This window comes from Zoogloea sp. (assembly GCF_041914405.1).
Classification (GTDB): domain Bacteria; phylum Pseudomonadota; class Gammaproteobacteria; order Burkholderiales; family Rhodocyclaceae; genus Zoogloea.
Window position 1 is genome coordinate 1 of sequence record NZ_JAYSDK010000061.1, and the last position, 12,273, is coordinate 12,273.

At 66.7% G+C, this 12,273-nt stretch carries 11 protein-coding genes; 7 read left to right on the forward strand and 4 right to left on the reverse strand.

Annotated features, from left to right (window positions below; all coding sequences use genetic code 11):
• Positions 1-445 precede the first annotated feature (445 nt).
• The 7 genes from ACE3RX_RS22425 to gpmI all read left to right on the forward strand — a co-directional run bounded on the left by ACE3RX_RS22425 (position 446) and on the right by gpmI (position 7,451).
• The gene (locus tag ACE3RX_RS22425) at positions 446-709 is read left to right on the forward strand and encodes a PepSY domain-containing protein (RefSeq protein WP_374487190.1); all 264 of its coding nucleotides are present in this window, start codon (positions 446-448) and stop codon (positions 707-709) included.
• 3 nt (positions 710-712) lie between these two features.
• Entirely contained in the window at positions 713-1,234 is a 522-nt protein-coding gene (locus ACE3RX_RS22430) for a cytochrome b/b6 domain-containing protein (protein ID WP_374487191.1), read from the forward strand.
• Positions 1,235-1,300: 66 nt separating this feature from the next.
• Entirely contained in the window at positions 1,301-2,335 is a 1,035-nt protein-coding gene (pyrC, locus tag ACE3RX_RS22435) for a dihydroorotase (RefSeq protein WP_374487192.1), read from the forward strand.
• Between the two features lie 19 nt (positions 2,336-2,354).
• On the forward strand, positions 2,355-2,807 hold the full coding sequence (locus ACE3RX_RS22440) for a hypothetical protein (protein WP_374487193.1): 453 nt from the start codon (positions 2,355-2,357) through the stop codon (positions 2,805-2,807).
• The gene (locus ACE3RX_RS22445; protein WP_374487194.1) at positions 2,804-3,631 is read left to right on the forward strand and encodes a DUF3025 domain-containing protein; all 828 of its coding nucleotides are present in this window, start codon (positions 2,804-2,806) and stop codon (positions 3,629-3,631) included. Before ACE3RX_RS22440 ends, ACE3RX_RS22445 begins: the two co-directional genes overlap by 4 nt.
• 82 nt (positions 3,632-3,713) lie before the next feature.
• The gene (locus ACE3RX_RS22450; RefSeq protein ID WP_374487195.1) at positions 3,714-5,777 is read left to right on the forward strand and encodes a hypothetical protein; all 2,064 of its coding nucleotides are present in this window, start codon (positions 3,714-3,716) and stop codon (positions 5,775-5,777) included.
• 33 nt (positions 5,778-5,810) lie between these two features.
• Entirely contained in the window at positions 5,811-7,451 is a 1,641-nt protein-coding gene (gene gpmI / locus ACE3RX_RS22455; protein ID WP_374487196.1) for a 2,3-bisphosphoglycerate-independent phosphoglycerate mutase, read from the forward strand.
• Between the two features lie 251 nt (positions 7,452-7,702).
• On the opposite strand, the gene ACE3RX_RS22460 is transcribed toward gpmI, so the two are convergent.
• The 4 genes from ACE3RX_RS22460 to ACE3RX_RS22475 form a co-directional block, all read right to left on the reverse strand.
• Positions 7,703-8,947, reverse strand: coding sequence for a cystathionine gamma-synthase family protein (locus ACE3RX_RS22460; RefSeq protein WP_374487197.1), 1,245 nt, complete (start codon positions 8,945-8,947; stop codon positions 7,703-7,705).
• Between the two features lie 398 nt (positions 8,948-9,345).
• Positions 9,346-10,122, reverse strand: a complete 777-nt coding sequence (locus ACE3RX_RS22465) for an enoyl-CoA hydratase (RefSeq protein ID WP_374487198.1) — start codon at positions 10,120-10,122, stop codon at positions 9,346-9,348.
• Between the two features lie 26 nt (positions 10,123-10,148).
• Positions 10,149-11,294 (reverse strand): CaiB/BaiF CoA transferase family protein, encoded by a 1,146-nt coding sequence (locus ACE3RX_RS22470; RefSeq protein WP_374487199.1) that lies wholly within the window; start codon positions 11,292-11,294, stop codon positions 10,149-10,151.
• A gap of 148 nt (positions 11,295-11,442) precedes the next feature.
• On the reverse strand, positions 11,443-12,273 hold an 831-nt coding region (locus ACE3RX_RS22475), incomplete at its 5' end, for an acyl-CoA dehydrogenase family protein (protein WP_374487200.1).

Genomic DNA, 12,273 nt, shown 5'->3' on the forward strand with positions numbered 1-12,273 from the left:
GGCCCAGGGAGATGGTGCCGCTGTCCTTGATCTTTTTCAGCGTCGGCGATTCCTGGGCGAGGGCGGACTGCGCCAGTCCGCCGGCAAGCAGGCAGGGCAGGACTAACTTCGGCGTGATGCGCATGGTTGGTGTCTCCGGAGTCTTGGTTTTATTGGCGCGGCAGCGTCGCGCAGTCCTTTCTTTGCACGGCCTGTGCCAGCCGGCCGGCCATGCGCCAGGCGCTGCAAGTTACTGATTTGAAAAGGCGTGGAGATGCCGCGCTGAGGAGATGCGTTCGGTTTTCCGGATGAACTGCGAATTGGCGATCGGAAAGCCGGATGAGCCGCGCGCGGACGCGGCTGGGGATCTGCACATTCTTGCTATTGAGAACTATTCTCGTTGATGCTAATGTCCCCGTCGTTCCCTCAAACCCCGGCTGTCGCCGGCTCACGAAAGGTCGTCATCATGCGTTCGTCCCTGCTTGCCCTCAGCATCGCCCTGTTGCCCACCGCCGCCTTTGCCGGCGCCAAGTGTGAGCCCCATCCCAAGTCCGAATGGATTCCCGAGGCCGAGGCGAAGGCGCGCCTGGAGGCACAGTACGAGGTCCGCAAGTTCAAGATCGACGGCTCGTGCTACGAGATCTATGGCAAGAACAAGGAAGGCAAGAAGGTCGAGATCTACTTCGACACCAAGACCCTGGCCATCGTGAAGGCCGAGATCGAGAAGTAATCCGTGGGGAGCGAAGCTCGCCAGCGCCCGGTGTGGGATCGCCTCGTCCGCCTGACCCACTGGGGCGTGGCGGGGCTGGTGCTGTTCAATTCCTTCAACGAGAGTGGCGAACTTCACCGGATGGCTGGTTACATGGCCGTGGCGCTGGTGCTGGTGCGCCTCGTGCATGGGCTGTTGGCGCGGGGCGGCTCGACCGCGGCGCTGCCGCTGCCCGGCTGGCCCTTGATCCGCGCGCATCTGGCTGATCTCATGCGAGGCAAAGGCCATGCCGGCCTGGGCCACAATCCGCTCGGACAGTGGATGGCCTACCTACTGTGGACGCTGATCATCGCGCTCGGCGTGACCGGCTGGATGGCCCGTCTCGACGCCTTCTGGGGTGATGACTGGCTGATCGATCTCCACCAGGGGCTGGCCAACGTGCTGCTCGGCTGCGTCACCGTGCATCTGGCCGGTGTGGTGGTGATGAGTCGCCTGCAGCAAGAGAACCTCGTGCGGGCCATGCTCACCGGGCGCAAGCGCGGCTGAAACCGGCAGGCGGCCGGGGCGGGCTGCTAAAATGGTGAATTAGTCATCTGCCGACGGAAATTCGCCATGCCGAACCTGACCCTCACCCGCCCCGACGACTGGCATCTGCACGTGCGCGACGGCGCCGCCCTGGCCGCGGTGGTGCCCGACACCGCCCGCCGCTTCGGCCGTGCGTTGATCATGCCCAACCTGAAGCCGCCGGTGACCAGCGTGGAGCAGGCGGCGGCCTACCGGGAGCGCATCCTCGCCGCTGTGCCGGCCGGCCTCAAGTTCGCGCCGCTGATGACGTTGTACCTCACTGACAGCCTCAAGCCCGAAGAGATCGACAAGGCCGCCGCCAGCGGCTTCATTCCCGCCGCCAAGCTCTACCCGGCTGGCGCGACGACCAACTCGGACGCGGGCGTTACCGACATCGCCAAGGTCTATCCGGTGCTCGAACGGATGGCCGAGGCGGGCATCGTTCTCTGTGTTCATGGCGAGGTGACCCATGCTGACGTTGATATCTTTGATCGCGAGCGCGTCTTTATCGATCGCGTACTGGCGCCGCTTGCAGCGCGCTACCCGACCCTGCGCATCGTCTTCGAGCACATCACGACGGCCGACGCGGCGCAGTTTGTAAGCGAAGCGGGGGCCAACGTGGGCGCGACGATCACCGCCCACCACCTGCTGCTCAACCGCAATGCGATCTTTGCCGGTGGCATCCGGCCGCATCACTATTGCCTGCCGGTTCTCAAGCGTGAGACCCACCGCGAGGCGCTGGTGAAGGTCGCCACGTCCGGCAGCACCAAGTTCTTCCTCGGTACCGACTCGGCGCCCCACGCCAAGACGACCAAGGAGTCTGCCTGTGGCTGCGCCGGCTGCTACACCGCCCACGCCGGCATCGAGTTGTACGCGGAAGCCTTCGAGCAGGCCGGTGCGCTGGACAAGCTGGAAGCCTTCGCCAGCTTCAACGGCCCGGACTTCTACCGACTGCCGCGCAACACCGACACGATCACGCTGGCCAAGGAAAGCTGGGACGTGCCGGCCGGCCTCGACTACCTGCCGGGCGACCCGCTGGTGCCGCTGCGCGGTGGCGAGCAGATCCACTGGAAACTGATCTGAGTCCTTTCCCGACACGACGATGCGCGCGACCTCTGCCCTCAAGACGCTGCTGATCCTCGCCGCCGTTCCGCTGCTCTCCGCCTGCGAGAACGACGGCATCGCCTTCCTCATCGACGGCAAGGATCACTCCATCTCTCTGCTGCGCGAGCAGCGCTGGTTCTGGAGCGATGAGGTGGCCCAGTCCATCGTCGTGTCGCGCATGCCCACCTGCATGCGTCGCTACGAGATCAAGCCGGGCGTCGCCGGCACCGTGAAGATGGAGGTCTACGAGGCTGGCGACTACCTGTGGGCCCTGAAGCAGGGCAAGAACTGGTATCTCGCCGGTACCGAGAAGTGCCAGTTCCAGCGCTGGGAGGATCCCCCGGAGGAGCCGCCCGGGCGGCTGGTCGGCACCTTCACGCGCAAGAACGACACGCTGACCTTCGTCGAGGCGGAGGCCGCGTCCAAGCCGATCAAGCCTGCCACCGAATGAGTGCCGGTGACGTACCGGCGGCTCTCGCCCGGTGCCCACTGTTCGACGGCATCGCTCCTCTGCTGGCACGCTTCACGGCGCCGGGCTTGCCCCGGCTGGCCGAACTCGATGCCCTCTACGCCGAAGCCACCGCGAACGCGGGGCTGCGTCCGCTGCGCTTCATTGCGGCCCCGGATGGTGTGGCCTACGAGGACTACGTGGCCCGTCACGACGCGGTGCCGACCCGTCCCGACGACTGGCACGATTTCTTCAATGCGCTGGCCTGGTGCGTCTGGCCCCGCAGCAAGTCCGCCTGCAACCGGCTGCACCTGCAGGCCGCCGAGGCCCGCGCGGCGGAAGGGCTGGTGGGGCGCGGGCCCTTGCGCGACGCCTTGACCCAGTTCGACGAGTGCGGCGTGCTGGTGGTCGGTTCCGATGCTGAAATCCTGCAACTGCTGGCCGACCATGAGTGGGAAGAGGCGTTCTGGCGCCGTCGCCGGCACCTCGCGGAGAGCACCCGCTTCCTGGTCTTCGGCCACGCCAGCTGGGATCAATTGCGCGCGCCCTTTACCGGCCTGTGCGCAAAGGTCATCTACCGGCAGGTGGATGAAGGCTGGCTGGCGCTTCCGGCGGCGCAGCGCCAGGCCGAGGCGGACGTCTGGCTGGCCGCGCATCTCACCGCAGTTGCTGGCGCCCTGACGCCCCGCTTGCTGCGGCCGCTGCCCCTGCTTGGCATCCCGGGTGTCACACCGGACAGTGAACGCGAGGATTACTATCGTGACCGGCGGCAGTTTCGCCCCCGGCCCGACGGGCAGGTGGCGGCAAAATCCCGCACCGTGACGTGATGGCTTGACCGGCGCTCCGGCGGCGCCGAATATTCGCGCTCGATTTTCTCCGCGCCCCGGCCCGGAGCCCTGTTGACCACTTGTGGGTGATCCCATTATGCAGATCGTGTCGGCCCTGCGCTCCTTCCTTGAACTCGACATCACGCCGGATGGCGACGGCGTGCAGGCGACCCGGCGCAGCAACCTGCGCCGCCTGCGGGTCTTTTCTCTGGTCTTCCTGCTGGTGCTGGTGCCTGGCCTGATCTGGAATTTCACGCGGGCGCCGGAGTACCGGGCTACCGCCCGCGTGCAGTTCACCGCCGGCACCGATGTGCCGCGGGCAGCCTCCGCGCCGGCAGGCGCCGATGCTGGCCAGACGGACCTGTTGACCCAGGTGCAGGTGCTGACCAGCCGTCCGCTGCTCGATAAGGTCGCCCACGCGCTGGCCGACAACGGGCGCCCGCTGGCCGCCGGCGACCCGGCCGCTCAGCTGCAGAGCATGATCGGCGTCGAGCCGGTGGAGGGCACGGGTGTCATCGAACTGCAGGCCATCGGCCCCAAGCCCGACCTGCTGGCGGCCGTGCTGAACACCCTCATCGAGCAGTACAAGGATGAGATGAAGGCGTCCTTCGGCGCCGCCGCCAGCGAAGGACTCACCCGGGCGCGGGAGGAGGCCGCCGCGCTGTCGAAGGCCGCCATCGACCGGCGCTCCCGACTGGACGCCTTCCGGGCGAAGAACGGGGTGGTGTCCCCCGAGCGCGACGAGAACGAGGCGGTTGCCAAGATGAAGGGCCTGAGCACCTCCCTCAGCGTCGCCACGGAAAAGGTCGCGATTGCCGAAGCCCGCCTGAGGGCCCTGAAGGAGCGCATCGAGTCCGGCCAGTGGGGAAGCAATTCAAAGGATGATGCGGCGCTGGCCGGGATGGAGACCCGCCTCTCCCAGCTGCGCGAGGAATACCGGGAGCTCGAGCGTACATATACGGCGAATTTCCTGAGCATGGACCCCCGCGCCCGCGCACTGCGCTCGCGGATCTCCGAGTTGGAGCGGCAGATCGAGAGCCAGCGGGGCAGCAGCCAGCAGACGGCGTTGGCGACTGCCCAGGAGGACGTGGCGAGTGCCCGCGCCACCGCCGAGCGCCTGCAGGCGCAGATCAATACCCAGCGTGGCTCGATCCAGAATTTCTCGGAGCGTTTCGTGCAAGTCAAAGCCCTGGAGGACGACCTGGCGCAGATCGAGAAGGCCGGCCGGGAGGCGCTGGAGCGGTTGGCCAGGATGGAGGCCAGCGAGCGCAGCCGCCTGCCGTCCCTGAACCTGGTCGAGGCCGCTAACGTGCCCCAGTCGCCCTTCCGCCCCGATTACCTGCGTGATGGCCTGATCGTTCTCGGGCTGGCTTTTGGCCTGGGCTTGCTGGCGATCTGGTTCGTCGAACTGTTCAACCGCCAGCCGCCGGCCAAGACTGGGCAGAACACCACGGTCATCATCCCCCAGCCGTGGGGGCTACCGGGTGGCGTTCTGCCGGGTGGCGTGTCGCCGGGCATGCTGCCACCGAACCAGATCGCCAGCCTGCCGCCGGCCGGTGCCGCGGCCGCCGCCGGTCTGTTGCCCGCAGCCGCAGCGGCGAGCCTGCGTGAGCTGCGCCAGGACGAACTGGCCGCGCTGCTGGCGGCGGCGCCCGGCGAGGCCCGCAGCGCCGTGGCGGTGCTGCTGCTCGGCCTGAGCACCGAGGAGGCGCTGGCTCTGCGGGTGGCTGACCTGGATGCCGTTGCCGGAACCTTGAACGTTGGTGGTGCCGCTGCCCGCAGCGTCCCCGCGCCAGCCTGGCTGCTGCGCGAGCTGTCGGCGGGGGGGCGGGCCGCCGACGCACCGCTGCTGCAGGGGGCGGGCGGGGCGGCCCTGGCGGCCGCGGACATCCAGTCGATGCTTGCCTGCGCCGCCTTCGATGGTGGTCTGGCGAATGCCGCAAGCATCACCCCGGAGGCTTTGCGGCATACTTGCACCGCCTGGCTGGTACGTCAGGGTCTGCGGTTCTCCGAGCTGGCGGCACTGGTGGGACGTCCCAACACCGAGGATCTGTCTGTCTATGCCGACCTGGCGCCCGCTGGCCCCAAGAAAAGTGCCGCCGAGATTGATGTGCTGATGCCCGTCCTGCACAGTGACGGGGCTTGACGCAGTCCCAGAATTTTCATCAAGGAAGTGAACATGCTGCAGAAATTCCCCACCTTCCCCGGTGTGGCCGGGCCGGTCGTCGTGATCGTCATGGACGGTTACGGACTGCCCAAGAACGATGCGGGCAGCGCCATTGCCGCTGCCCGCAAGCCGACCCTCGACCGCCTGTTCGCCGAGTATCCGAACATCTCCCTGCGCGCCCACGGCACCGCGGTTGGCATGCCGTCCGATGACGACATGGGCAACTCCGAGGTCGGTCACAACGCCATCGGCGCCGGCCAGGTGTATGCGCAGGGGGCTGCGCTGGTGGCCAACGCGATCGCCGACGGTGCGATCTGGGCGGGTGACGCGTGGAAGGAAATCGTTGCCGGGGCGAAGAGCGGGCGTGGCGTGATCCACTTCATCGGCCTGTTCTCCGACGGCAACGTGCACAGCCACATCGACCACCTGAAGGCGATGGTCGTGCAGGCCAAGGCCGAAGGCGTGAAGACCGTGCGCATCCACGCCCTCATCGACGGCCGCGACGTGCCCGAGACCAGCGCGCTGGAATACGTGGTGCCCTTTGAAGCCTTCCTGGCCGAAATCAGCACTGACGGCTTCGACGCCCGCATCGCCTCCGGCGGCGGCCGCCAGTACATCACCATGGACCGCTACGACGCCAACTGGCCGATGGTGGCCAAGGGCTGGAAGACCCATGTGCTCGGGGAAGGCGCCCAATTCGCCAACGCCACCGAGGCCATCCACGGCCTGCGGGCCGCCAATCCCGGCACCATCGACCAGGATCTGCCGGAGTTCGTCATTGCTGACGGTGGCAAGCCCATCGGCACCATCGAGGACGGTGATTCCGTCGTCTTCTACAACTTCCGCGGCGACCGGGCCATCGAGATCACCCGCGCCTTCGTCGAGGACGACTTCGACAAGTTCGACCGCGTGCGCCACCCCAAGGTTACCTATGCCGGCATGCTCCAGTACGACGGCGACCTGCAGCTGCCGAAGCGCTTCCTGGTGGCCCCGCCGGCCATCAAGGACACCTCCGGCGAGTGGTTCAGCAAGGCTGGCCTGGCCCAGTTCGCGTGCTCCGAGACGCAGAAGTTCGGCCACGTGACCTACTTCTGGAACGGTAACCGCTCCGGCAAGTTCGACGGCGAAACCTGGCAGGAAGTCCCCAGCGACGTGGTGCCCTTCGAGCAGCGTCCGTGGATGAAGGCCGCCGAGATCACCGATGCGCTGATCGCCGCGCTGCAGTCCGGCCAGTACAAGATCCTGCGCTGCAACTATGCCAACGGCGATATGGTCGGCCACACCGGCAACTTCCAGGCCGCGGCGATCGCCATCGAGGCCGTCGATCTGGCCTTGTCGCGCCTGCTGCCGGCCATCGACGCTGCGGGTGGTGTGGCGCTGATCACCGCCGACCACGGCAATGCGGACGAGATGTTCGAGCTGGACAAGAAGACCAAGCAGCCCGCCCTCAATAAGGACGGCTCCTTCAAGGCCAAGACCGCCCATACCCTCAATCCGGTACCGCTGATCCTCTACGACAACGTCAGCGGCGGCAAACTGGGCCTCAAGCAGACCCCGACCGCCGGCCTGTCCAGCATCGCGGCCACGGTCGCCAACCTGCTCGGGCTGGAAAAGCATGACAAGTGGGACGACAGTGTGCTGGAGGTGAAGTAAGGCACCGTCCGCCTCATGAATCGTGAGGGCGAATTCATTCGCCCTCAGCCAGTTCAATCAAGCCCGCGGGGGAATGAATTCGCCCCCACAAGGCCAGCAGCACCACAGTGCAGGGTGGCAGGCCGTGCGTGATCAGCGCACGAATTGGTCTGCGTATAAACCCTGAAGATCCACGGACGATCGCCGCCCCCTGTTTCCAGTGGGCGGCTGATCTCCGTGAACGGCTGGACGATTGAGTCAGCCGGGCCGTGTTACGCCAGCGCGCGCTCGAAGTCGGCGATCAGGTCGGCTTCGTCCTCGAGACCGACCGACAGGCGGATCAGGCCTTCGGCAATCCCCATCGCGGCGCGCGCTTCCTGGCCGGCTTCCCAGAAGATGGTGGGGGCGACCGGGATGATCAGGGTGCGTGTGTCGCCCAGGCCCGTGGCCTTGATCGGCAGGCTGAGGCGGTTGAGTACCTCGACCAGCGTCGTCGGGTCGCTCAGCTCGAAGCTGAGCAGCCACGAGCCCGCCGCAAAGAGAGACTTGGCGCGTTCGTGCTGGGCGTGCGACGGCAGGAAGGGATAGTGGACCGCATCGATCTTCGGGTGGCGTTCGAGCCACTGGGCCAGCGCCAGCGCCGTGCTGCTGGCGCGCTGCACGCGTAGCGAGAGGGTTTCGCTGCCGACGCTGATGCGGTGCGCCTGCTCCGACGATAGGGTCGCGCCGGTGTCGCGCAGGCCCTTCTTGCGGATCTGCACCAGTCCCCAGGCTTTCGGATCGCCCTTGCGGTAGGGGGGGAAGATGTTCGGGTAGGGTGTCCAGTCGAACAGGCCGGTATCGGTGACGGCACCGCCGAGCGCTTCGCCGTGGCCGGCGATGGTCTTGGTCAGCGAGTTGATCACCAGGCTGGCGCCGATGGCGGCGGGCCGGAACAGTGCCGGGGAGGTGATGGTGTTGTCGACCACATAGATGAGCCCGCGCTCGCGGCACAGCTCGCCGATGCGCTCCAGATCGGCGATCTGGGTGCGCGGATTGGCGACCGTCTCGACGAAGACCATGCGTGTCTCCGGCCGGATGGCGGCAGCGACGGCCTCGACGGAGCAGGCATCGACCTTGTCCACCGCGACGCCCAGGCCTTCCATCGTGCCGAGGAGGCTGTTGGTGTTGCCGAAGATGTAGCGGCTTGCCACGAGGTGGTCGCCGGCGCGCAGGAGCGTGAGGAAGACCGCAGAGATGGCGCCCATGCCGGTCGCGAAGCACACCGTGCCGACGCCACCTTCCAAGGCGGTGATCTTGGCTTCGAGGGCGGCCGTGGTCGGCGTACCCTGGCGGGCGTACTGGTAGCCGCCCTTGTAGGTGCCCTGGAAGGCGCCGATCAGATCCTCGACCCGATCGAAGCCGTATTGCACTGAGGTGTGGATCGGCTTGTGGATGCCACCGTGCTCGACGCCGAAGCGGCGGTCGGAGTGAACGTTGTCGGTGCTCAGCGCACGCTTGTCAGGAAACGATTTCATTCATCAAACCTATATCTGTGTGGTCCCGGGCGTCCGTGCGGTCGGTGACCAAGGAGTTACTGAACAACTTGCCTGAAACGGGCAATAGGGCAATTCTGTCGGCGCGACGATGACGCGAGAAGCCATCAGGGCGACGTCAATCCCGATCAGGGTACCAAAGCTGGGCGAAATCGAGGCAGGTTTGCTGGGGCGTAGGCGGCGCTTGCACGGCCACTAAGGTGCCGAACAAACCTCTTGTGGGGGCGAATTCATTCGCCCGCAGAGCTCATTCAAGCTGCGATGGGCGAATGAATTCGTCCCCACGGGGCCGTCCCACCAGGACGTTCTTGCCGCGTGGAAGCTGGAAAAGGAAAAGGGGCCGTGAGGCCCCTTTTCCTTTCATGCCGTGCAGCCAGCGTTTACTGGTTCTTGAATTCCGGCTTGCGCTTCTCGACGAAGGCGGCCATGCCTTCCTTCTGGTCGTCCAGCGCGAAGGCGGAATGGAACACGCGGCGTTCGAACAGCAGGCCTTCGTTGAGGCTGCTCTCGAAGGAGCGGTTCACCGATTCCTTGATCATCATGACCACCGGCAGGGAGTAGCCGGCGATGGTCTCGGCCGCCTTGAGGGCTTCGTCCAGCAGCTGGTCAGCGGGGATCACGCGGGCGACGAGGCCGGACTTCTCGGCTTCGGCGGCGTCCATCATGCGGGCGGTCAGGCACAGGTCCATGGCCTTGCCCTTGCCGACGGCGCGGGGCAGACGCTGGGTGCCGCCGGCGCCGGGCAGGATGCCCAGCTTGACTTCGGGCTGGCCGAACTTGGCGGTGTCGGCGGCGAAGATCATGTCGCAGCTCATCGCCAGTTCGCAGCCGCCGCCGAGGGCGAAGCCGGCCACCGCGGCGATGATCGGCTTGCGGCAGGTCTTCACGCGTTCCCAGTTGCGGGTGATGTAGTCGCCCTTGTAGGCGTCCATGTAGCTGAAGTTGGCCATCATCGTGATGTCGGCGCCGGCGGCGAAGGCCTTTTCGGAACCGGTGATGACGATACAGCCGATGTTCTCGTCGGACTCGAAGCCGTTGAGGGCCACGCCCAGTTCGTCCACCAGCGCGTCATTGAGGGCGTTGAGGGCCTTCGGACGGTTGAGGGTGATCAGGCCGACCTTGCCGCGGGTCTCGACGAGAATGTTCTGATATTCCACTTGGTTCTCCTGTTGTCGCTGTTTTATTAGAGTGCCCCCGCCGTGCGCAGCCCGTCGATCTCCGCCGGGGTGAAACCCCAGTCGGCGAGCACGTCCTCGCCGGCGCCATCGACGACCGGCGGACGGGGCTGCGCGGGAATGCTGCGGCTGAAGCGTGGGGCCGGGGCCGGCTGCACGACGCCGCCGACCTCGATGAAAGTGCCGCGAGCCCGATTGTGCGGGTGTTCGGGCGCTTCGTCCATGTCCAGCACCGGAGCCACGCAGGCGTCGCTGCCTTCCAGCAGCGCGCACCAGGCGTCGCGACTGCGGGTTTCAAGGTGGGCGGCGAGGCGCGTCTTGAGCTCCGGCCAGCGGCTGCGCTCCCATTGCTGGTTGAAGTCCGGGTCGTCGATGCCGGCCTTGTGCAGGAACAGTGCGTAGAACTGGGGTTCGATGGGGCCGATGGAAATGTACTTGCCGTCGGCGCAGCGGTAGGTGTCGTAGAAAGGGGCGCCGCCGTCGAGCAGGTTGGTGCCGCGCTGCTGCGACCATTGGCCCATGGCCTTGAGCGTGTACATCATGCTCATCAGCAACGCGGAGCCGTCGGTCATCGCGGCGTCCACCACCTGGCCGTGGCCGGAGCTGCGTGCCTCGGTCAAGGCGGCGAGCACGCCAACGACCAGCAGCATGGCGCCGCCGCCGCAGTCGGCCACCAGATTGAGGGGCACGACCGGCTTGCCACCGGCTTCGCCAATCGCATGCAGCGCACCGGACAGGGACAGGTAGTTGATGTCATGGCCGGCGCTCTGGGACAGGGGCCCGTATTGGCCCCAGCCGGTCATGCGTCCATAGACGAGCCGCGGATTGGCGGCCAGGCTCTCAAGGGGGCCGAGGCCGAGGCGCTCCATCACGCCGGGGCGGAAGCCCTCGATCAGGATGTCGGCGCCGGCGACGAGTCGCCGCGCGGCGTCGAGGCCCTCGGGCTTCTTGAGGTCGAGGCGCACCACGCGGCGGCTGCGGTTGAGGATGTCCAGCTTTGGATCGAAGATCTCGAAGCCGGGCTTGGCGTTGGGGGGCGGCTTGCGTTCGATGCGCACCACTTCGGCGCCAAGGTCGGCGAGGATCATGGCGCCCATCGGGGCGGGGCCGAGGGCGGCGAATTCGACGATTTTTACGCCGTGGAGAGGACCCATGTTGTCTCCTTCCTGATTGGTTCTTGTGCGGGTATACGCAGCAGTCGCAACGCGGCCCCCGAAATCGAGAGGCGGAACGCAGCCGTAATTGAGTACGGTGCGCTCCGGCCGCGCGAGATCGGGGGCCGTCGCGGGTTGATGCCGGGCTTTATTCGGCGGCGATGGAGCGGCCGATGACCAGACGCTGGATGTCGTTGGCGCCTTCGTAGATCTGGCAGATGCGCACGTCACGGTAGATGCGCTCGACCGGGAAGTCGCTGGTGTAGCCAACGCCGCCGTGGATCTGGATGGCGTCGGAGGCGATCTTCTCGGCGGCTTCGGAGGCGAACATCTTGGCCATCGAGGCTTCCTTCAGGCAGGGCTTGCCGGCGTCCTTGAGGGGGGCGGCGCGCCAGACCATCAGGCGGGCGGCGTCGAGCAGGGTGTTCATGTCGGCCAGCTTGAAGTTGACCGCCTGGTGCTCGATGATCGGCACGCCGAAGGTGACGCGCTCCTTGGCGTAGCGAATGGCAGCCTCGAAGGCGGCGCGGGCCATGCCGATGCTCTGGGCTGCGATGCCGATGCGGCCGGCTTCCAGGTTGGAGAGGGCGATCTTGTAGCCTTCGCCTTCCTTGCCGAGCAGGGCGCTGGCCGGCACGCGGCAGTTCTCGAGGATGATCTGCACGGTGTCGGAGGCGTGCTGGCCCATCTTGTCTTCGGTACGGCCGACGATGAAGCCCGGCGTGGCGGTCGGCACCAGGAAGCAGGAGATGCCCTTCTTGCCGGCAGCCTTGTCGGTGACGGCGAAGACGATGGCCATGTGGGCGTGCTTGCCGGTGGTGATGAACTGCTTGACGCCGTTCAGCACGAAATGGTCGCCGTCGCGGTCGGCGCGGGTGGTGATGGCCGCCGCGTCGGAGCCGGTGTGGGGCTCGGTGAGGCAGAAGCAGCCGAGCTTCTCGCCGCGGGCCAGCGGCTTCAGCCATTCTTCCTTCTGCGC